18 protein-coding genes and 3 pseudogenes are annotated in these 20,931 nt (G+C 66.3%); 9 read left to right on the top strand and 12 right to left on the bottom strand.

The genetic code is table 11. The annotated features are described in order from the left end of the window. The 10 genes and pseudogenes from KI242_RS13995 to KI242_RS13950 all read right to left on the bottom strand — a co-directional run bounded on the left by KI242_RS13995 (position 1) and on the right by KI242_RS13950 (position 9,831). Positions 1-767 (bottom strand): annotated as a pseudogene (locus tag KI242_RS13995) (ABC transporter ATP-binding protein). A 3-nt stretch (positions 768-770) separates the two neighbouring features. Beyond that, positions 771-2,105, bottom strand: a complete 1,335-nt coding sequence (locus tag KI242_RS13990) for an ABC transporter substrate-binding protein (RefSeq protein WP_212806270.1) — start codon at positions 2,103-2,105, stop codon at positions 771-773. A gap of 28 nt (positions 2,106-2,133) precedes the next feature. Further along, the gene (locus KI242_RS13985) at positions 2,134-3,183 is read right to left on the bottom strand and encodes a branched-chain amino acid ABC transporter permease (protein WP_047336614.1); all 1,050 of its coding nucleotides are present in this window, start codon (positions 3,181-3,183) and stop codon (positions 2,134-2,136) included. Positions 3,184-3,187: 4 nt separating this feature from the next. Next, complete coding sequence (locus tag KI242_RS13980; RefSeq protein ID WP_011060916.1) at positions 3,188-4,069, bottom strand: branched-chain amino acid ABC transporter permease; 882 nt, start codon at positions 4,067-4,069, stop codon at positions 3,188-3,190. After that, positions 4,069-4,845 carry an ABC transporter ATP-binding protein gene (locus tag KI242_RS13975; protein WP_011060915.1) on the bottom strand — a complete coding sequence of 259 codons (777 nt, stop codon included), beginning with the start codon at positions 4,843-4,845 and terminating at the stop codon, positions 4,069-4,071. Before KI242_RS13975 ends, KI242_RS13980 begins: the two co-directional genes overlap by 1 nt. After that, positions 4,842-5,830: pseudogene (locus KI242_RS13970) on the bottom strand (AMP-binding protein). Before KI242_RS13970 ends, KI242_RS13975 begins: the two are co-directional and overlap by 4 nt. Positions 5,831-5,983: 153 nt before the next feature. Continuing rightward, the gene (locus KI242_RS13965) at positions 5,984-7,387 is read right to left on the bottom strand and encodes an LLM class flavin-dependent oxidoreductase (protein ID WP_011060913.1); all 1,404 of its coding nucleotides are present in this window, start codon (positions 7,385-7,387) and stop codon (positions 5,984-5,986) included. Further along, complete coding sequence (locus tag KI242_RS13960) at positions 7,387-7,851, bottom strand: acyl-CoA dehydrogenase (protein WP_212806269.1); 465 nt, start codon at positions 7,849-7,851, stop codon at positions 7,387-7,389. The genes KI242_RS13965 and KI242_RS13960 overlap by 1 nt, the downstream gene beginning before the upstream one ends. An 11-nt stretch (positions 7,852-7,862) precedes the next feature. Then, positions 7,863-9,065, bottom strand: a complete 1,203-nt coding sequence (locus KI242_RS13955; RefSeq protein ID WP_011060911.1) for an SfnB family sulfur acquisition oxidoreductase — start codon at positions 9,063-9,065, stop codon at positions 7,863-7,865. Positions 9,066-9,267: 202 nt separating this feature from the next. Then, positions 9,268-9,831, bottom strand: a complete 564-nt coding sequence (locus tag KI242_RS13950; protein WP_212806268.1) for an XRE family transcriptional regulator — start codon at positions 9,829-9,831, stop codon at positions 9,268-9,270. Here KI242_RS13950 and KI242_RS13945 point away from each other — a divergent pair. Continuing rightward, a pseudogene (locus KI242_RS13945) lies at positions 9,826-10,832 on the top strand (DMT family transporter). The gene KI242_RS13950 and the pseudogene KI242_RS13945 overlap by 6 nt on opposite strands. 163 nt (positions 10,833-10,995) lie before the next feature. Here KI242_RS13945 and KI242_RS13940 read toward each other — a convergent pair. Next, on the bottom strand, positions 10,996-11,355 hold the full coding sequence (locus KI242_RS13940; RefSeq protein ID WP_169891825.1) for a hypothetical protein: 360 nt from the start codon (positions 11,353-11,355) through the stop codon (positions 10,996-10,998). A gap of 205 nt (positions 11,356-11,560) precedes the next feature. On the opposite strand from KI242_RS13940, the gene KI242_RS13935 reads away from it, so the two are divergent. The 6 genes from KI242_RS13935 to KI242_RS13910 are packed head-to-tail and all read left to right on the top strand — an operon-like array spanning position 11,561 to position 17,633. Beyond that, positions 11,561-14,479: a monovalent cation/H+ antiporter subunit A gene (locus KI242_RS13935; RefSeq protein ID WP_011060907.1), complete on the top strand. Its 2,919-nt coding sequence runs from the start codon at positions 11,561-11,563 to the stop codon at positions 14,477-14,479. After that, complete coding sequence (locus KI242_RS13930; protein ID WP_011060906.1) at positions 14,479-14,823, top strand: Na+/H+ antiporter subunit C; 345 nt, start codon at positions 14,479-14,481, stop codon at positions 14,821-14,823. Before KI242_RS13935 ends, KI242_RS13930 begins: the two co-directional genes overlap by 1 nt. Beyond that, a complete protein-coding gene (locus KI242_RS13925) occupies positions 14,820-16,508 on the top strand; it encodes a monovalent cation/H+ antiporter subunit D (protein WP_212806267.1) in 1,689 nt (562 codons plus the stop codon). Before KI242_RS13930 ends, KI242_RS13925 begins: the two co-directional genes overlap by 4 nt. Beyond that, positions 16,505-16,993 carry a Na+/H+ antiporter subunit E gene (locus KI242_RS13920; protein WP_011060904.1) on the top strand — a complete coding sequence of 163 codons (489 nt, stop codon included), beginning with the start codon at positions 16,505-16,507 and terminating at the stop codon, positions 16,991-16,993. Before KI242_RS13925 ends, KI242_RS13920 begins: the two co-directional genes overlap by 4 nt. Beyond that, on the top strand, positions 16,990-17,268 hold the full coding sequence (locus KI242_RS13915; RefSeq protein WP_011060903.1) for a K+/H+ antiporter subunit F: 279 nt from the start codon (positions 16,990-16,992) through the stop codon (positions 17,266-17,268). The genes KI242_RS13920 and KI242_RS13915 overlap by 4 nt, the downstream gene beginning before the upstream one ends. Then, positions 17,265-17,633 (top strand): Na+/H+ antiporter subunit G, encoded by a 369-nt coding sequence (locus tag KI242_RS13910; protein WP_011060902.1) that lies wholly within the window; start codon positions 17,265-17,267, stop codon positions 17,631-17,633. The genes KI242_RS13915 and KI242_RS13910 overlap by 4 nt, the downstream gene beginning before the upstream one ends. Before the next feature lie 121 nt (positions 17,634-17,754). Here the strand turns inward: KI242_RS13910 and KI242_RS13905 are convergent, their stop codons facing one another. After that, a complete protein-coding gene (locus tag KI242_RS13905; protein WP_019094294.1) occupies positions 17,755-18,192 on the bottom strand; it encodes a DUF3995 domain-containing protein in 438 nt (145 codons plus the stop codon). Positions 18,193-18,288: 96 nt separating this feature from the next. On the opposite strand from KI242_RS13905, the gene KI242_RS13900 reads away from it, so the two are divergent. Together KI242_RS13900 and KI242_RS13895 are read left to right on the top strand one after the other, a co-directional pair. After that, positions 18,289-18,675 carry a DUF2946 domain-containing protein gene (locus KI242_RS13900; RefSeq protein ID WP_026020110.1) on the top strand — a complete coding sequence of 129 codons (387 nt, stop codon included), beginning with the start codon at positions 18,289-18,291 and terminating at the stop codon, positions 18,673-18,675. 87 nt (positions 18,676-18,762) lie between these two features. Then, a complete protein-coding gene (locus KI242_RS13895) occupies positions 18,763-20,898 on the top strand; it encodes a TonB-dependent receptor (RefSeq protein ID WP_194237821.1) in 2,136 nt (711 codons plus the stop codon). Positions 20,899-20,931: the final 33 nt, after the last annotated feature.

Genomic DNA, 20,931 nt, shown 5'->3' with positions numbered 1-20,931 from the left:
TCAGTGTTTGCCCAGGTAGAAATCCTGCAGGTCGCCCCGGGCCAGCAGTTGCTCGGCGCTGCCGGACAAGGCCACCCGGCCGGTGTCCAGCAGGTAGGCATGGGAAGCGTACTTGAGCGCCAGATTAATGCTTTGCTCGGCGATCAGAAAGCTCACCCCCGCCTCGCGATTGAGCTGGGCGACGATCTGGAAAATCTCCTGGACGATAATAGGCGCCAGGCCCATGGACGGTTCATCCAGCAGTACCAAAGTAGGACGAGTCATCAACGCCCGGCCGATGGCCAGCATCTGCTGCTCGCCACCGGAGGTCAGCCCGGCGCGCACCCGGCGCTTGGTCAGCAGCCGCGGAAACCAGCTGTAGATGCGCTCCAGGTCCTGTTCCAGCTGGCGCCGGCCCAGGCCACGGACAAAGCCGCCGGCGCGCAGGTTGTCTTCCACCGTCAACTGGGGGAAGACGTGGCGCCCTTCCAGCACATGCACCATGCCATGGCGCACCCGCTGGCTGGGGTCGACCCCGGCCAGGTCCTGCCCGGCAAAGGCGATGGCGCCGCGGCTGAGCTCGGCACGCTCGGCCCGCACCAGCCCGGAAATGGCCTTGAGGGTGGTGCTCTTGCCGGCGCCATTGGCCCCCAGCAAGGCGACGATGGCCCCCGGGGCACGCTCAAAGATACCCCGGCCAGCGCCAGGATCACGCCGTCGTAGATCACCTCGATGTCCTGTACCTGCAGCAAGGTCTCGGCCGTCGCGGCCGTAGCGCTGTGGCTCATGGTTCAGTCACCCTCGTTGCATGTACGGGGCACCAGGCGCTTCTCCTTGGCAAAGGCCGCGGCCTTTTCGTCGATCAGCGGCCGTAGCAGCGCGCGGTCGGCGGCAATCCACTCGCTGATCAGGGTCCAGTTGGCGCCGTCCCATTGCTGCACCCGGGCCGCGCCGCCGCCTTCGTGATCGCGGCAGGACAGCTTGAGGTTCTGCATCAGCCCCAGGTAACCCATGTCCTTGAGCCGGGCGTCGTCGATGTTCAGGTGTTCCAGGCCCCAGCGCCCTTCCTCGCCATTGAGCGGGTGCTTGCCGAACTTGCCCTGGGCGGTCCGGATCGCCTCCACCGCCACCGCCGCGTTCACCAGGCCGGAGTTGTAGTACACGCTGCCGAAATTCTTCAGGTCCTTGAGGTCGCTCTTGCCGGTATCGAGGATGTACTCCTTGAGGCGCTTGTGGATCTCGAAGTCACTGCCCGCCGGGTAGGGCGTCAGCGCCAGGTAGCCCTTGGCCGCGGCGCCGGCCGGCAGCACGTCTTCGCTGGAGCTGGCCCAGATATCGCCGATGATGTGGTCCACCGGGAAGCCGAAGCGCGCGGCGGTCTTCACCGCCACCGGGGTGGACACGCCCCAGGTGCGCAGGAACACCCAGTCCGGGTTCTGCTGGCGGATCTGCCGCCATTGCGCCGACTGCTCGTTGCCCGGGTCGGCCACCGGGATCTGGATGTTCTCGAAACCGTACTTCTCGGCCAGCAGCTTGAGTGGCCCGAGGGTTTCCCGACCATAGGCGGAGTCGTGATAAAGCGTGGCGATCTTCTTGCCCTTGAGCCGGTCGAACCCGCCCTCGCGCTGGGCGATGTAGTTCACCAGGGTCGAGGCCTCGCTGTAGAAAGTCAGCATCACCGGGAAGTTGTAGGGGAACACCGTGCCGTCGGTGGCTTCGGTGCGGCCGTAGCCCAGGGTGATCAGCGGGATTTTGTCCACCTCGGCACGCTCACTCAGGGCATAGGCCGCCGGTGCGCCGTTGGGCTGGTAGACCGCCACCGGTGCGCCATCCAGGCCGTTCTTGAAGCGCTCGTAGCACTCGATGCCCTTCTCGGCGGTCCATTCGGTCTCGCACTCCTGCCACACCAGCTTGACCCCGTTGATGCCGCCCTCCACCTGGTTGATGTAGTTCAGGTAGTCGATCATCCCGGCCCACACCTGCACCCCGCTGGAGGCGTAGGCGCCAACCCGGTAGGTGGCCAGGGGGAAGAACTGCTGGTCCGGCCCGGCCTGGGCTGCCGGGGCAACGGCCGCCGCCAGCAGCAACGCCGCGCCGGCCAGGGAAGCTTTCAAGGATGCACGCATGTTGTCTCTCTGTTCTGGGAGGAGGAATTCAGAAGCGCAGCGGCCAGTGCCGCAGGCGCTCGCGCAGGTTGCCCAGCAAGCGGATCAGGCCCTCGGGTTCCTTGATCAGGAACAGGATGATCAGCACGCCGAAAATGATTTTCTGCAGGTTCTGCAACTGCCCGGCGTCCACCGCCCCGCCCAGCAGTGCCTGCCCGGCATGGCTGAGGAGAATCGGCAACAGGCTGATGAAGGCCGCGCCGACGAAGTTGCCGGCCACGCTGCCCATGCCGCCGATAATGATGATGAAGAGGATCTGGAACGAACGATTGATATCGAAGCTGCTGGCGCTGGCGGTGCCCAGGTAGGCGAAGGCCCACAGCGCACCGGCGATGCCCAGGTAGAACGAGCTGACGGCAAACGCCTGGCGTTTGTAGCGGGCCACCGGGATGCCAATCACTGCGGCGGCGGTGTCCATGTCGCGGATCGCCATCCAGTTGCGCCCGACCTGGCTGTGCACCAGGTTCTGCGCGACCCAGGTCAACAGCAGCACCGTCACCAGGGTCAGCAGGTAGCGCCCCTGGGGGTGGTTCAGGTCATGGCCCAGCAGGCTCAACTGCGGCGCCGAAATGGTGCCCGAGGAACCGTAGTTGTAGAACCAGGGAAACTTGACGAACAGCCACTCCAGGAAGAACTGCGCCGCCAGGGTGCTGACCATCAGGTAGAAACCCTTGATCCGCGAGCTGGGCAGGCCGAACAGCCAGCCCACCAGGGCGCTGATCAGGCCGCCGCCGAGCAGGGCCAGGGGCAGCCCCAGCTGCGGCAGGCGCAGCAGAATACCGTAGGTGGCAAAGGCCCCCACGGCCATGAAGCCGGCGGCGCCCACCGAGGTCTGGCCGGTGTAGCCGGTCAGCAGGTTGAGCCCGAGCCCGGCCAGGGACAGCACCAGGAACGGAATCAGGATCGCGTTGAGCCAATAGTCGTTGCCCAGCACCGGCACCACGCCGAAGGCCAGCAGCAACAGGCCGGCCAGGCCCCAGGGCAGGCGGCGCTGGACCAGCAGCAAGGGGGCGGTTTGCCGCGTCAGAAGAAGGGACATCAATTCACACTCGCTCGATGGCCCGCTCGCCGAACAGGCCGGCGGGGCGGATGTAGAGGAAGGCCAGGGCCAGGACATAGGCGAACCAGGGGCTGATGCCGCCGCCAATCAGCGGGCCGATATAGACCTCCGCCAGGTTTTCGGCGGCGCCGACGATCAGGCCGCCGGCAATCGCCCCGCCGATCGAGGTGAAGCCGCCGATGATCAGCACCGGCAGCGCCTTGAGCACCACCAGCGATAGAGAGAACTGCACCCCCTGGCGTGCCCCCCAGAGCAGCCCGGCCACCAGCCCCACCACCCCGGCCACCGCCCAGACGATCTGCCAGATGCGGTTGAGGTTGATGCCGATGGACAGCGCCGCCGTGGTGTCGTCGGCCACCGCCCGCAGCGAGATGCCGATGCGGGTCTTGTTGAACAGCAGCGCCAGCACCGTCACCAGCACCAGGGCGGTGGCCGCGGCAATCAGGTCGAACTGGCTGACCATCAGCGGCCCGAGGAACAGCGGCACATCGTCGATGCCCAGGTCCAGGGCCCGCACCTGGGAGCCCATCAGGCCCTGGGCCAGGCCCTCGATGATGAACGACAGGCCCAGGGTGGCCATGAACAGGGTGATCGGCGAACGGTTGACCAAGGGTCGCAGCACCAGGCGTTCGATCAGCCAGGCGCCGAGGATCATCACCAGCACCGTCAGCAACAGTGCCAGGGCGAAAGGCACGCCCTGCTCGTGCAGGCTGACGAAGGTCAGCGCGGCGAACAGCAGCATCGAGCCCTGGGCGAAATTGAACACGCCACTGGCCTTGTAGATCAGCACGAAGCCGATGGCCACCAGTGAATACAGGGTGCCGGCCAGCAGACCGCCGAGCAGGGTTTCGAAGAAGAATGCCATCAGTGCACGGCCCCCAGGTAAGCGGCGATCACCTCGGGGTTGGCCTGGACCTCGGCCGGTGTGCCATCGCCCACCTTGCGTCCGTAGTCGAGTACCACCACGTGGTCGCACAGGTCCATGACCACCGCCATGTCGTGCTCGATCAGCACCACGGTGGTGCCCAGGTCACGGTTGATGTCGGCGATGAAGCGGGCCATTTCCTGCTTCTCCTCGGCATTCATTCCGGCCAGGGGTTCGTCCAGCAGCAACAGGCTGGGCCCGGCGATCAGCGCCCTGCCCAACTCGACGCGCTTTTGCAGGCCATAGGCCAGGTTGCCCACCGGCACATCGCGCAATGCCTGCAATTCCAGAAACTGCAGGATGCCCTCGGCCAGCTGGCGGAATGCCCGGGCTTCACGGCGGGCCCGGGGCAAGCCCAGGGCCTGTTCGATGAAGCGCGCGCGGGAGTGGCGCGAAAGGCCGGTGAGCAGGTTGTCCAGCACGCTCATCTTCTTGAACAGCGCGTTGTTCTGGAACGTGCGGCCGATGCCCCGGCGCGCGGCGTCCAGCGGGTCGATGCGCTGCAACGGCTGGCGCTCGAACACGATGGTCCCGGCGTCAAAGCGATAGACCCCGTTGAGCACGTTGAGCAGCGAACTCTTGCCCGCGCCATTGGGGCCGATCAGGGCACAGATCTCGCCCCGGCGCACCTCGAACGACAGTTGATTGATGGCCTTGACCCCCTTGAACGACAGGGAGATGTCACTGACTTGCAAAATGGATTCGGCGTGGCTCATGCAATGTTCCGTGTGAATTCGACGATCCAGGCCGGGGTGGCCGGTGGCGTCGTGGCCTGGGGGGCCTGCCAGATGAATTGCAGGCGAGAAAAGCCCAGCAGGCGGCGCACCCGATGCTTGAGCAGGCGCGCCAACAGGCCCTGGGGATGGGCCAAGGCCCACTCGCACAGGCGTCGGCGCCAGCTGTCGGGGGGCGCCAGGCGGCTCTCGATCTCGTCCGCCAGGCGTTGCAGGCGCTGGGGCGACAGCAGCAGGCCGCTGGGGCCACCTCCCGCCGGTCGCGGCTGGTCGAGCCGCGGCTTTCGGCGAAGGCCAGGCACTGGCCACTGCCCAGCCATTGCTCCAGCAGCACCGTCAGGCCCTCCTGCCATTGCGTGCCCTCCTCGCTCCACAATTGGCCGCTGCCGACCGGGGCGCGCCAATTGGCCTGGCGCCGGGGTGGCTCGCCCCGGCCCAGCAGCTCGCGCAATTCCAGCAGGGGCAGATGCGCGCCTTCCGGCAGGCGCGGCAAGGCTTGCCCGGCAATCAGCAACTGCGGGGCCAGAGCGTTTTCACTGGCGGCGACCCAATCCAGCACCTGCTGACGCGAATGCACGAAGGCGTGGCTCGGTTGCAGGCGCCACAGGGTCTGGCGCAGGGCTTGGGGCGGCAGCTCGTCGTCCAGGCTCAGCACCTCGGCGCCAAGGCTGTGGGCCGCCAGGGCCAGCAGGAGCAGGTCCGGTTCGAAGCGGGCGCTGACTGCCAACCGCGAATCCGGCGTCAGGCCCTGCTGGCGCAGGCCGTCGGCCAGGCGCTCGACGTCCCGCAGGGCGTCGATCCAGCGCCAGGCGTACCAGTGGCCGTGGCGCTTGTGGCGCAAGGCGTTGTGCAACGGGCTGACCTGGGCCCAGTGGCGCAACCGCTCCAGGGCCCCGCTCAACTGCAGCCGGGCCTGGGGCGCTGGCGAATCCGCGCTCGGCGCACGCTTGAGTTCATGCACGCTCATGAGTTGACCTCGATCTCTTGGCAATCGCGTGCGGTGGTCCGCTGGCTGGAAATGAACGGGGGGCCTTGTGGGCCTTTTCGCTTGTAGGAGCCGGCTTGCCGGCGAAGGCGTGGGCCCCTTCGCTGGCGAGCCAGCTCCTACAGGGCGCGGGGTTCAGGCGCTGGCACGTTGTGCGGCTGTTTGGCGTTGCCCGCCCAGGTTGCGCCAGGCGCTGCCCGGGTGGCTTTCGGGCAGGCGCGGGCCGGCGCCGAAGAGTTTTTCCCGCAGGGTGCCCGGGGCGTATTCGGTCTTGTAGACGCCCCGCTTCTGCAACTCCGGCACCAGCAGTTCCACGGCGTCGATAAAGCTTTCGTGGGTCAGCGCATACGCCAGGTTGAAGCCGTCGACGTCGGTCTCTTCCACCCATTCCTGAAGCAGGTCGGCGACGGTTTCCGGGCTACCGACGAACAACGGGCCAAAGCCGCCGATGCCCACCCAGTCCGCCAGTTCATGGGGTGTCCAGACCTTGTTCGGGTCTGCCGTGGAGAAGGCCTCCACCGCCGACTGGATGGCGTTGGTGTGCACGTGCTTGAGGGGCTCGTCGGGCTTGAAGCGGCTGAAGTCGATGCCGGTCCAGCCGGAAATCAGCGCCATGGCGCCCTCGTAGCTGACCCAGGATTTGTATTCCTCGAACTTGGCCTTGGCCTTGGCGTCGGTCTCGCCCAGGATCACCGTCTGCAGGTTGAAGATCAGGATCTTCGACGGATCGCGCCCGGCCTCGGCGGCCCGGCGGCGGATGTCGGCCACGGTCTTTTTCAGCAGCACCTTGGACGGCGCGGCGACGAACACGCATTCGGCCTGCTCGGCGGCGAACTGCTTGCCCCGGCTGGACGCCCCGGCCTGGTAGAGCACCGGGGTACGTTGCGGCGACGGCTCGCAGAGGTGGATGCCCGGCACCTGGAAGTGTTTGCCGACATGGCGGATCTCGTGGATCTTGCTCGGGTCGCTGAAGATCCGTCGCTCGCGGTCGCGCAGGATCGCGCCGTCTTCCCAACTGCCTTCCCAGAGCTTGTAGCAGACCTCCAGGTACTCCTCGGCGTAGTCGTAGCGAGCGTCGTGTTCGGTCTGGGCCTGCTGCCCGATGTTCTTGGCCCCGCTCTCCAGGTAGGAGGTGACGATGTTCCAGCCGGCGCGGCCCTTCGTCAGGTGATCGAGGGTGGATAGGCGCCGGGCGAAGGGGTACGGGTGCTCGAAGGACAGCGACGCGGTGAGGCCGAAGCCCAGGTGCTCGGTGACCAGGGCCATGGGCGGGATCAGCTGCAGCGGGTCGTTCACCGGGACCTGGGCGGCCTGGCGGATCGCTGCCTCGCCGTTGCCGTTGTAGACGTCGTAGATACCCAGCACATCGGCGATGAACAACCCGTCGAACTTGCCCTTTTCAAGGATTTTCGCCAGGTCGGTCCAGTACTCCAGGTCCTTGTACTGCCAGGAGCGGTCCCGGGGGTGGGCCCAGAGGCCCGGCGACTGGTGGCCGACACAGTTCATGTCGAAGGCATTGAGGCGGATTTCACGGGACATCACACAACACTCCTGAAACCTTGGGGTGGCACGCCATTGAGGCGGTAGTTGCCGATCAGTTGGTATTTCCAGCGCAGCGGGTCATCCAGGGTCTGGGGCTGCGGGCTGCGCTGACCGGTGAGTTCGAACTCGGCGTCGCTGGCCGCCAGCAGCGCCTGGCCCGCGGCAATCGCCGCCTCGGCCAGGGCCACCGCAACTTCCGCCGGGTCCGGCTCTTGTTCTATCTGGCGCAGGGCCCGCTCCTGCAGGGCCGCGGCCAGGTCGATGCGGATGTTCAGGTCGCCAAAGCGGCTGATCACATAGGGGTCGTCGCTGGCCCTGGCCAGGCCGCTGCCGCTCCAGGGCCGGGCCTGCTCGCGGATGAAATCCAGGGTTTGCTGCAGCAGGACGCGGGCCCGCTGCAGGACCTGGGCGTTGTGTTCCAGGGCCGCTTGGGGGGTGTCGGGGCGGGTCAGTGCATTCATGGCGCAGTCCTTCAGTTCCAGGCGTGGCGGGCCGGCTTGATGCCGTTGAGCAGGTAGTTGCCGATCAGGTGATATTTCCAGCGCGCCGGATCGTGCAGGGTGTGGGTGCGGGCGTTGCGCCAGTGGCGGTCGAGGTTGTACTTGCCCGACACCGAACGGGTGCCGGCCAGTTCGAAGAGTTTGCTGGCGGCGAGCAAGGCACTCTCCGCCGACAGCACCTTGGCCTGGGCCACCACCAGGGAGGCCTGGGCGACGCTGTCTTCACCGGGCTGGGCCAGGGCCTGATCGACCGCCTCGGCGGCCTTGGCGAGGATCGCCTCGGTGCCGTGCACCCGCCATTCCAGGTCGCCGATGGCGGCAATGGTGAACGGGTCCTGCCAGCCATGGTCCAGGCCGCTGTCGATCCACGGCCGGGATTGCCGGGCATGGTGCTTGGCGTCTTCCAGGGCGGCGACGGCGATGCCGGTGTCCACCGCGGCCTGGATGATTTGCGAGATCGGGCCATCGGCGGTGGGCTGGTCGAAGGCCCGATGGGCCGGGATCACCGCGCTGCGCGGCACCCGCACCGCCTTGAGGCTGACCCCGCCGCTGGCGGTGGTGCGCTGGCCGAAGCCGTCCCAGCTGTCGATCACCGTGAGGCCAGGGTTGTCGCGCTCGATAAAGGCAATGTGCGCCTGGTTGTGTTCGTCCACCGCCACCGCCGGGACGATGTGGGCGAACAGCGCCCCGGTGCAGTAGAACTTCTCGCCGTCGATCTGCGCCTGTTCGCCGTCGAAACGGATCTGGGTTTCAAAGGCGCCGACGTGCTTGCTGCCGGCCTCGGAAAACGCATTGCCGAAGCGGTAGCCCTGCAACACCTTGGCGAAGTAATGGCGCTTCTGCTCTTCGCTGGCGGTCTGCAGCAGGATGTCCACCACCCCCAGGTGGTTCTGCGGCAACTGGCCGAGAGACGGGTCGGCGGCGGAAATGAGCTTGATGACTTCCACCAGGGTGGCGTAGGACACCCCGGCGCCGCCGTACTCTTTGGGGATGGTGATGCCCCACAGGCCGCTGGCGGAAAATTCGTCGAGCTCTGCCCGAGGCAGGCGCCGCTCGCGATCACGCAGCGCCGCCTCCACGGCAAAGCGCTGGGCCAGGGCCCGGGCCACGCTGATGGCTTGCGCATCGTTCTGGATGAGATGGGCACTGCGAGAGGGTTGGGCTGGGGCTGTCATGGGCCGACTCCGCTTCCTGAACATCAAGGTGAACACCCGTCGCGGGGTTCTTTCCAGGACAATTGCAGGAGTCGTGCCTAAATATAAAAACCTTTAATATCAGTAAGTTGCTTGATAATTCAGCTAAAAGACATCAACTGAAAACAGGCAAAATGTCCAACTGCTGTTGCTGGGCAAACAGCGCTTGCCGGGCCAAGGGGCGTCAGATCACCACGTTGCGCACGAAGCGCGTGGCCCGGGTGCCGTCGTTGCGGTAGCCGTGGGGCACGTGGCTGGCGAACATGAAGAAGTCACCGCATTCCAGGCGCCGTTCAGTGTCGCCGAAGAACACCGTCAGGCAGCCTTCGAAGACGTAGATCTGCTCGCTCCAGCCCTCGGCGTCGCACTCCGAGTGATAGACCTCGCCAGGCTCCAGCTGCCATTCCCAAAGCTCCACTTCACGGGTGGCCTCGGCCTTGGCCAGGAGCAGCGCCTTGCTGCCGGGGATAGCACCGGCCCAGGCCAGCTCGTTGATGCGGCTCGAATCCCGGGATTCCGGGGCCTGGATCAGGTCGCTGAAGGCCACGTCCAGGGCTTCGGCCACCCGGTCCAGGGTGCCGAGGCTGACGTTCTTCTCCCCCGCCTCTATCGCCACCAGCATCCGCCGGCTGACATTGGATTTTTCCGCCAGGGCGCTCTGGCTCAAGCCCGCGGCATTGCGCAGGCGGCGGACGTTGAGGCTGACATGTTGCAGGACCGAGGCCCGCTGGCCGTTTTCTTTGTGCACTATATTGCTCACTCCCGGGGCCTGCGCAGTATACTGCCCAACTTCCGGCGCATTGTGCGTCCCCCTCAGGTAGCACGCAAGGCCATGACAGCAACGCCCTCCCGCGGATTCCAGTTCAAGTTGAGCAAGGCCGAAGCCGTGCTGGTGCTGATCACCATGATCTGGGGCGGCACCTTCCTGCTGGTGCAGAACGCCATGAGCGTCAGCGGGCCGATGTTCTTCGTCGGCCTGCGCTTTGCCGCAGCGGCCTGCATGGTCGGTGCATTCTCACTGCGCCACTTGCGCGGCCTGACCCTGTTCGAACTGCGCGCCGGGGCCTTTATCGGTACCGCGATCATGCTCGGCTACGGTTTGCAGACCGTGGGCCTGCAAAGCATTCCCAGCAGCCAGTCGGCGTTCATCACCGCCCTTTATGTGCCCTTCGTGCCGTTGCTGCAATGGCTGTTCATGGGCAAGCGCCCGGGTTGCTGCCGAGTATCGGCATCATGCTGGCGTTCACCGGGCTGATGCTGCTGTCCGGGCCCAATGGCGCGTCCCTGGACTTCAGCCCCGGGGAGATCGCCACCCTGATCAGTACCGTGGCCATTGCCGCAGAGATCATCCTCATCAGCAGCTTCGGCGGGCGGGTGGATGTGCGCCGGGTCACCGTGGTGCAACTGGCGGTCACCTCGCTGCTGGCGTTCGCCATGGTGTGGCCGACCGGGGAAGCGCTGCCGGGGTTTTCCTGGCTGCTGCTGGCCAGCGCCCTGGGCCTGGGGGCTGCCAGCGCGGTGATCCAGCTGGCAATGAACTGGGCGCAGAAAAGCGTCTCGCCGACCCGCGCCACCCTGATCTATGCCGGCGAGCCGGTGTGGGCCGGGATTGTCGGGCGCATCGCCGGGGAGCGCCTGCCGGGGCTGGCGTTGCTGGGCGGCGCCTTGATCGTGCTGGCGGTGATCATCAGCGAATGGAAGCCCAAGGCAGAAGCCGGACAGCAGAGCGGCGAGGCGGTGGAGTCCTGAGCAACGGCCCGCTGCGGGGGGTGGCTTGCTGGTGAGGGAGCTCTTGAGGGCCCTTTCGCTGGCAAGCCAGCGCCTACGGCTGGCTGGGGTAGTGGTGGGGACTGTAGGAGCCGGCTTGCCGGCGAAGGTGCTCTTGCAGGCGCTCTCGCTGATAGGCCAGCGCCTACAGTGCGGGGTCCCCGGGGGCGTAGAGCCAGGTGGGGACGGTCAGGGAGCCCTTGTGCTTGGGCTCCAGCAGTACCCGGTCATTTTCAGGCTCGCCGTGATAGTAGAAGTAGGCGTGGTAGAGCGCATGCCCCTCGGCAAAGGCGCGGTCGAAATAGAGCACCGTGCCAGGCGGCAGCACATAGTTGCGCTCATCCCCCTGCGGGCCTTCGATGACCAGCGCCTGGCGGGTCTTGAGCATATCGGGGCGGTCCAGATAATGCTCCAGGCCAATGCCCGATGCCGCACCGAAGGCGGTGAACAGCACGGCGAACGCGCCCCGTCGAAACAGCCGGCCCAAGGCCGATCCTTTAATCATGTGCACCCTTGTCGATCCTTGTGGCGGCTTGAGCTGGGCAGGGCATTTGCCCCACAGCACCCGGTGAACGGGCGCATCAGGCATTTGTCTCCTACCTTTGAAAGCGTATGTAACATTTCTTAGGGGGCCCGGGCCGCGCATGGCGGTTGGTGATCCAGGGCCTGGCACGTATTATGCGTCATACTTTTCCGCAGATTAGAAGCCTATGTCCCTGATAGTTCTACTGCTTCTGCCATTCATCGGCAGCTGTCTGGCGGCCCTGTTGCCGCACAACGCACGTAACACCGAATCTCTGCTGGCCGGCCTGGTGGCACTCATTGGCACCATCCAGGTGGCTCTGCTGTACCCACAGATCGCCGATGGCGGGGTGATTCGCGAGGAGTATGCCTGGCTGCCGAGCCTGGGGCTGAACTTCGTGCTGCGCCTGGACGGCTTCGCCTGGCTGTTCTCGCTGCTGGTGCTGGGCATCGGCAGCCTGGTGGCGCTCTACGCGCGTTATTACATGTCGCCGCAAGATCCGGTGCCGCGTTTCTTCGCCTTCTTCCTGGCCTTCATGGGGGCCATGCTCGGCCTGGTGATTTCCGGCAACCTGATCCAGATCGTGTTCTTCTGGGAGCTCACCAGCCTCTTCTCCTTCCTGCTGATCGGCTACTGGCACCACCGCTCCGATGCCCGCCGCGGCGCCTACATGGCGTTGATGGTCACCGGTGCCGGGGGCTTGTGCCTGCTGGCCGGGGTCATGCTGCTCGGCCATGTGGTGGGCAGCTACGACCTGGACCAGGTACTGGCTGCCGGAGACAAGATACGCGCCCACGCACTCTACCCGATCCTGTTGCCCCTGATCCTGCTGGGCGCCCTGAGCAAGAGCGCGCAGTTCCCCTTCCATTTCTGGCTACCCCACGCCATGGCCGCACCGACCCCGGTCTCGGCCTACCTGCACTCGGCGACCATGGTCAAGGCCGGGGTGTTTCTCCTGGCCCGCCTGTGGCCGTCGTTGTCCGGCACTGAAGAATGGTTCTACATCGTCAGCGGCGCCGGGGCCTGCACCCTGGTGCTGGGCGCCTACTGCGCGATGTTCCAGAACGACCTCAAGGGCCTGCTGGCCTATTCCACCATCAGCCACCTGGGGCTGATCACCCTGCTGCTGGGCCTGAACAGCCCGCTGGCCGCGGTGGCGGCGGTGTTCCACATTCTCAACCACGCCACGTTCAAGGCCTCGCTGTTCATGGCGGCCGGGATCATCGACCACGAAAGCGGCAGCCGTGACATCCGCAAGCTCAACGGCCTGATCAAGCTGATGCCCTACACCGCGACCCTGGCCATGGTGGCCAGCGCCTCCATGGCCGGGGTGCCGCTGCTCAACGGCTTCCTGTCCAAGGAGATGTTCTTCGCCGAGACGGTGTTCATCAACTCCAGCGCCTGGGTGGAAATCGCCCTGCCGGTGATCGCTACCATCGCCGGGACCTTCAGCGTGGCCTACGCCCTGCGCTTCACGGTCGACGTGTTCTTCGGGGAGCCGGCCACCGACCTGCCGCACACGCCCCACGAGCCGCCGCGCTGGATGCGTGCCCCGGTTGAACTGCTGGTGTTCACCTGCCTGCTGGTGGGGATCTTCCCGGCGCAGATCATCGGCCCGCTGCTGGCCGCCGCGGCGCTGCCGGTGGTGGGCGGAACCCTGCCCGAGTACAGCCTGGCCATCTGGCACGGCCTCAATGCCCCGATGATCATGAGCCTGATCGCCATGTCCTGCGGCATCGTCCTCTACCTGCTGCTGCACAAACCGCTGGTGGCGGGCCGTTTCGCCTACCCGCCGGGCGTGGGCCGTCTCAACGGCAAGCTGTTGTTCGAGCGCAGCCTGGTGGGCATGACCCGCCTGGCCCGGCGCCTGGAACGCCGGTTGAGCACCAAGCGCCTGCAGACCCAGCTGTTCGTGCTGATCCTGGCGGCGGTGATCGCCGGGCTGATCCCCATGCTCTACAGCCAGCTGACCTGGGGCGACCGGCCGAAGATCCCCGGTTCCATCGTCTTCGTGACCTTCTGGCTGCTGGCCATCGCCTGCGCCCTGGGCGCCGCCTGGCAAGCCAAGTACCACCGTCTGGCCGCCCTGACCATGGTCAGCGTCTGCGGCCTGATGACCTGCGTGACCTTCGTCTGGTTCTCGGCGCCGGACCTGGCCCTGACCCAGCTGGTGGTGGAAGTGGTGACCACGGTGCTGATCCTCCTCGGCCTGCGCTGGCTGCCACGGCGGATCGAGGACGTCTCGCCCCTGCCCAGCAGCGTGCCCAAGGCGCGCATCCGCCGCCTGCGCGACCTGAGCCTGTCGGTGGCCGTGGGCCTGGGCATGGCAGTGCTGTCCTACGCCATGCTGACCCGCCCCACTCCCAACGACATTTCCTCGTTCTACCTCAGCCGCGCCCTGCCCGAAGGCGGCGGCACCAATGTGGTCAACGTGACCCTGGTGGACTTCCGCAGCTTCGACACCCTGGGCGAGATCACCGTGCTGGCGGCGGTGGCCCTGACCGTGTTCGCCCTGCTGCGCCGCTTCCGCCCGCCCAAGGAAAGCATGCAGTTGCCGGCGCAGCAGCGCCTGCTGGCCCCGGACGTGGTCACCGACCTGGTCAACCCGCGCCAGGCCAGCGACACCGCCCTGGGCTTCATGATGGTGCCGGCGGTGCTGGTGCGCCTGCTGCTGCCGATTGCCCTGGTGGTGTCCTTCTACCTGTTCATGCGCGGGCACAACCTGCCGGGTGGCGGTTTCGTCGCCGGGCTGGTGATGTCGGTGGCCTTCATCCTCCAGTACATGGTGGCGGGCACCCAGTGGGTCGAGGCGCAGATGAGCCTGCGGCCGCTGCGCTGGATGGGCACCGGGCTGCTGGTTGCCCTGGCCACCGGCCTCGGCGCCCTGGCCTGGGGCTACCCGTTCCTGACCACCCACACGCTGCATGTGGACCTGCCGCTGTTCGGTGATATCCACATCGCCAGCGCGCTGTTCTTCGACATCGGCGTGTACGCCGTGGTGGTGGGTGCGACCCTGCTGATCCTCACGGCCCTGGCGCACCAGTCGGTGCGGGCCCACAAGCCGGCCAGCCAGGCCAAATCCCTGACTCAGAACGGAGCCGCCTGATGGAAGAAGTCATCGCAATCGCCATTGGGGTCCTCGCCGCTTCCGGAGTCTGGCTGGTGCTGCGCCCGCGGACCTTCCAGGTGGTGATGGGCCTGTGCCTGCTGTCCTATGCGGTCAACCTGTTCATCTTCAGCATGGGCAGCCTGTTCATCGGCAAGGAGCCGATCGTCAAGGACGGGGTGCCCCAGGACCTGCTGCACTACACCGACCCGCTGCCCCAGGCGCTGGTGCTCACGGCCATCGTCATCAGCTTCGCCATGACCGCGCTGTTTCTGGTGGTGCTCCTGGCTTCCCGGGGCCTGACCGGCACCGACCACGTCGATGGCCGGGAGCCCAAGGAATGAATCCGTTGTCGCACCTGATCGTCGCCCCCATCCTCCTGCCGCTGCTGACCGCGGGCATCATGTTGCTGCTGGGGGAAAAGCATCGCCCGCTGAAAGCCCGGATCAACCTGCTCTCCACCCTGCTGGGCCTGTGCCTGGCGGGCTACCTGCTGTACTGGACCCAGGTCCAGGGCGCCACCGGCTCCTTCGGCGTGTACCTGCCCAGCAACTGGCAGGTGCCGTTCGGCATCGTGCTGGTGGTCGATCGCCTGTCGGCGCTGATGCTGGTGCTCACCGGTATCATCGGGGTCAGCGCGCTGCTGTTCGCCATGGCCCGCTGGGACGGCGCCGGGGCCAGTTTCCATGCCCTGTTCCAGATCCAGCTGATGGGCCTCTACGGGGCCTTCCTGACCGCCGACCTGTTCAACCTGTTCGTGTTCTTCGAGGTGCTGCTGGCGGCGTCCTACGGCCTGATGCTGCACGGCTCGGGGCGCGCGCGGGTGTCTTCGGGGCTGCACTACATCACCATCAACCTGCTGGCCTCGTCGCTGTTCCTGATCGGCACGGCGATGATCTACGGGGTCACCGGGACCCTGAACATGGCCGACCTGGCGATGAAGATCCCCCTGGTGCCGGAAGCCGACCGCGGCCTGCTGCACGCCGGTACGGCGATCCTGGCGATCGCCTTCCTGGCCAAGGCCGGGATGTGGCCACTGAACTTCTGGCTGGTGCCCGCCTACTCCTCGGCCAGCGCGCCGGTGGCGGCACTGTTCGCCATCATGACCAAAGTCGGTGTGTACACCGTACTGCGCCTGTGGACCCTGCTGTTCTCCGGGCAAGCCGGGGCCTCGGCCTATTTCGGCAGCCAGTGGCTGGTGTACGGCGGCATGGCGACGATCTTCTGCGCGGCCCTGGCGATTCTTCCGGCCCAGCGCCTGGAGCGCATGGCCAGCCTGAGCATCCTGGTGTCGGCCGGCATCCTGATCTCGGTGATCGGCTTCGCCCAGCCGGCCCTCACCGGCGCGGCGCTGTTCTACCTGTTCAGCTCGACCCTGGCGATGTGCGCGCTGTTTTTGCTGGCAGAACTGATCGAGCGTTCGCGCTCGGCCAACGAGATCCCCCTGGAGGATGAAGGCGAGATCCTGCCGCGGCCCATGGAGTCGCTGCACCCGCCACGGGGCAGCAACCTCGACGATGAACAGAAAGTGGTGGTCGGCCAGGTGATCCCCTGGACCATGGCCTTCCTCGGCCTGAGCTTCATCGCCTGCGCCTTGCTGATCATCGGCATGCCGCCGCTATCGGGCTTCATCGGCAAGCTCAACCTGATTGCCGCCCTGCTCAACCCCGAGGGCCTGGGGGCCAGCGAGGGCGCGCCGATCACCCCGGCGGCCTGGTGCTTCCTGGCGCTGTTGATCCTCTCGGGCCTGGCCTCGCTGATTGCCTTTGCCCGCCTGGGCGTGCAGCGCTTCTGGACCCCGGAGGAACGCCCTTCGCCGGTGCTGCGGCGCCTGGAGTGCCTGCCGATCGTGGCGCTGCTGGGGCTCTGCGTGCTGCTCAGCTTCAAGGCCGAGCCGTTGCTGCGCTTCAGCCAGGCCACCGCCGACAGCCTCAACCACCCGGAGCATTACGTGATGGCGGTGCTGGGCACCCGCACCGTGCTCAGCCCTGAATCCAAGACCGCAGCGGCAGTGGAGGTGCACCCATGAAGCGCCTGTTCCCCGCGCCATTCCTGTCCCTGGCACTGTGGCTGCTCTGGCTGGTGCTGAACCTGTCCCTCAGCCCGGGCAACCTGCTGCTGGGCGCCCTGCTGGGCTTTCTCGCGCCGCTGCTGATGCAGCCCCTGCGGCCCCTGCCGATCCGCATCCGCCGCCCGGGCACCATCCTGCGCCTGTTCCTGGTGGTGGGCCGCGACGTGCTGGTGTCCAACCTGCTGGTGGCCTGGGGCGTGCTCAACAACGGCCGGCGCCCGGTGCACTCGGCCTTCGTCAAGATCCCCCTGGACCTGCGGGACGCCAATGGCCTGGCGGCGCTGTCCACCATCACCACGGTGGTACCGGGCACGGTCTGGTCCGAGCTGTCCCTGGACCGCAGCCTGCTGTTGCTGCACGTCTTCGACCTGAAGGACGAGGCGCAATTCATCCAGCACTTCAAGGCCACGTACGAGCGCCCGCTGATGGAGATTTTCGAATGAGTGTCCTGCTGACCAACGCGATCTTGCTGAGTCTGTTCATTTTCTCCCTGGCCATGGTCCTGACCCTGGTGCGCCTGTTCAAGGGCCCCTCGGCCCAGGACCGGGTTCTGGCCCTGGACTACCTGTACATCCTGGCGATGCTGATGATGCTGGTGCTGGGCGTGCGCTACGCCAGTGACACCTACTTCGAGGCGGCGCTGCTGATCGCCCTGTTCGGCTTTGTCGGCTCCTTCGCCCTGGCCAAATTCCTTCTGCGTGGCGAGGTGATCGAATGAACAGCCTGGAACAATTGCCACTGTGGGTGGAAGTGCTGGTGGCCCTGCTGCTGGTGATCAGCAGTGTGTTTGCCCTGATCGGGGCCCTGGGCATCCTGCGCATGAAGAGCTACTTCCAGCGCATGCACCCGCCGGCCCTGGCCTCCACCATGGGCTCCTGGGCCGTGGCCCTGGCGTCGATCCTGTACTTTTCCGCGCTCAAGTCCGGGCCGGTGCTGCACGCCTGGCTGATCCCGGTGCTGATGTCCATCACCGTACCGGTGACCACCCTGCTGCTGGCGCGGGCCGCGCTGTTTCGCAAGCGCATGGCCGGCGACGATGTGCCGGCGGAAATCAGCAGCAAACGCAGCGAAACCGGCAACTGAGCACATCCGCTGCACCTAGGAGCCGGCTGCCGGCGACGAGGCCCGTGAGCCTTGCGGCGACTTCGAAAACGCCTTCGCTGGCAAGCCAGCTCCTGCACTGGCCAGCGCCGGCTGACTGCCCTCAGGCCCAGGCCAGCACCAGCAACCCGGCCCCCAGCACCACGCACAGGGGGGAATAGAACAGGGTGTCGAGGCGGGCGAATTTCGAATCCCGGACTTCCTTGAAAAAACCCACCAGCTCGGAGTCGCCGATGGCCCGGGCGAACATCAGCAAGGCAATGGCGCTGATCACCCACTGCAGAGACGGATGGGTCACGGTCGGCAGGTAGAGCCCGACCCTCAGGCACACCAGCATCGCCACCAGCAACAAAGCCACTGCCACCAGCATCGTGGCCAGGGCCGGCGGGCGGAACGCCGGCTGGGTCATGCCGGGCCCTGGCCCCGGCACTTCGGGGATCACTGCATCACTGCCACGCTTGCCACCCGCAGCCCAGTACAGATGGATCAGACTGATCAACAGGAAGCTGCCAGCCACCCCCTGTGCGAGCAGAAGATTCATGTTCAGACGTCCGTGCAGAAAATGTCGCTGAAGAATGGACTCGATTGACCGTTTTTGTAAGTACGTTCGTCGCCTTCGATGATAAAGTGCCGCCCCATGAAATTTGCCCGTTCCGATCGCTCGCTCGTTGCCTGGATGCTCTATTGCTGCGTCCTGTTCAACGTGTTCGCCTGCAGCATCGGCCACGGGCAGATGCTCGGCATGCAGCTCAACGGCATCGGCGGGCAGTTCTGCAGCGTCGACCCGGCCACCCAGGCGCCGCTGCAGAAACCGGCCGACCAGGGCTCCCTGCCCACTCTCTCCAAGGCCTTCGGTTGCCCGCTGTGCTCCACCGGCGGCATGGGCCCGGCCCTGAACTCCAGCCTGACCCTGGCCCTGCTGCCGCAGCCCCAGGCCCCGCCTGCGCGCACCCTGGCCAAGACCGACCTCCCCGCCCGCTCCACCTGGCCCGCGGCCCATCCCCGGGCACCGCCTCTCGCCTGATTCCTGCTCGTGCTCAACCTGCCCACTGCGCTGTCGCGCGGCGCGCGTTCGTGGGCCTTTTCCTAGCCAAGAATTCAGGATGCACCGATGAAACACCTTCCTTTGCTGGCGAGCCTGCTGGGCTGCCTGTCGATCAATGCCTGGGGCCAGCCGAGCCTCGAACTGGCCCCCACCACCATCGGCGCCGATGAGGCCGATGCCGAGCCGGGCCTGAACCTGGACCAGTCCAGCGGCATGGCCTCGCGCCTGGGCCTGAGCCTGCGCGAAACCCCGGCCTCGGTGGCCGTGGCCAGCCGCCAGGACCTGGAGCGAAGCGGCGCCCGCACCTTCCAGGAAGCGGCCAACGCCCTGCCCGGGGTCAACGCCAGTGCGCCGCCGGGGTTCGGCGGCTTCGTCTCCTACCGTGGTTTTACCAGCAGCCAGATCACCCAGATGTTCAACGGCATCAACGTCGCCACCGGCCTGGCCCGGCCCGTGGACGCCTGGATCTACGACCGGGTGGAACTGGTGGGCGGCCCCTCGTCGCTGATCAATGGCGCCGGCTCCGTGGGCGGTTCGCTGAACTACGTGACCAAGCTCGCGGACCGCCGCGAACAGGCTGCCGAAGGCCTGCTCGGCTACGGCAGCTACGACACCACGCAGACCGCTTTCGGGGTCAACCACGCCCTCAGCCCGGCCGGTGCCGAGGTGCAGCACTACGCGCGCTTGGACGTCAGCCACAACACCAGCAACGGCTACATCGACCGCCAGGAAAGGGATGCCTGGAGCCTGGCCTTCTCCCTGCTCAGCGACCTGACCCCGGACCTGTCCCACACCCTGGCGGTGGAATACCAGGATGAACACGAGGACAGCCCCTACTGGGGCACCCCGGTGCTCAATCCCAAGGCCGGTGAGCTGAAGATCGACAAGCACAACCGCTTCAACAACTACAACGTCGCCGATGGCCTGTATGAACAGCGCACTGTGTGGCTGCGCTCGATCATCGACTACCGGATCAACCCCAGCACCAGCCTGCGCAACACCCTCTACCACCTGGACAGCCAGCGCGACTATCGCAACCTGGAGACCTACCAGTACAACGCCGACAACAGCCGGGTGAACCGCTCGACCGCCTACCTGGTACGGCACCAGGGCCAGCAGGACGGCAACCAGTTCGAACTGCGCCACGACGATCAGCTGTTCGGCCTCGACACCACCTGGTCCGGGGGTTTTGAGTACAAGGTCAACAGCACCACCAACTCGCCCTGGAACGTGCCGGCCAGCAACAGCGTCGATCCCGGCAACTTCCAGCCGGGGGACTTCTATGACCTGAAGGGCACCCGCCAGGGCTGGGCCAAGGACAAGACCAACCAGGTCACCACCCGCGCCCTGTTCGTCGAGAACCGCCTGGCCCTGACCGACGAGCTGTCACTGCTCAGCGGCCTGCGCTACGACGCCATCGACCTGGACGTGACCAACCACCGGCTGATCACCGCCAGCAACCCGCGCCACCTCAAGCACAGCTGGGAACCGGTCACCGGGCGCCTGGGCCTGACCTGGCAGTTCCTGCCCAGCGCCAATGTCTACGTGCAGTACAGCACCGCCGCCGAGCAGCCCAGTGGCACTCAGAACTTCGAGGTGTCCACGGGCAAGCAATGGGAAGTGGGCAGCAAGTTCGACTACCTGCAAGGACGGGGTTCGGCGACCGTTGCCGCCTATCGCATCGAGCGCAAGGACTTTGCCGTCACCGATCCCCTGGACCCGGCCAACAGCATCCCGGTAGGCCAGCAGACCTCCAGGGGCATCGAGCTGGCCAGTTCCCTGCACATCACCCCCAAGCTACTGGCGCAAGCCAACTTCGCCTGGGTGGATGCCGAGTACGGCGAGTTCAACGAGAAGATCGCCAGCGGCGCGGTGGTCTCCCGCAAGGGCAACACGCCGACCAACGTACCGGACCGGCTGGCCAACCTGTGGCTGACCTATGACCTGTCGCCCAACTGGCAGACCGGGGTCGATGCGCGCTACGTGGCCTCGGTATACGCCGACAACGCCAACACTCTGCGGATGCCTGCCTACACCCTGTACGGCAGCTTCCTGCGCTACAAGGTCGACAGCCACACCACAGTGACCGGCCGGGTGCGCAACCTGACCAACGAGGTCTATGGCCAGTTCGCCCATGTGTCCCCGGCGTACTACCTGGGCCAGCCGCGAACCTTCGAGGTGGCGGTGCAGACCCGCTTCTGACCCCTGCCTTGCACCCGCCGGGCGCAAGGTTCA

The organism is Pseudomonas sp. Eqa60 (assembly GCF_018326405.1).
Taxonomy (GTDB): Bacteria; Pseudomonadota; Gammaproteobacteria; order Pseudomonadales; family Pseudomonadaceae; genus Aquipseudomonas; species Aquipseudomonas protegens.
Note: the sequence above shows the minus strand (reverse complement) of the source record. Positions and strands in the feature narration are given on the sequence as shown.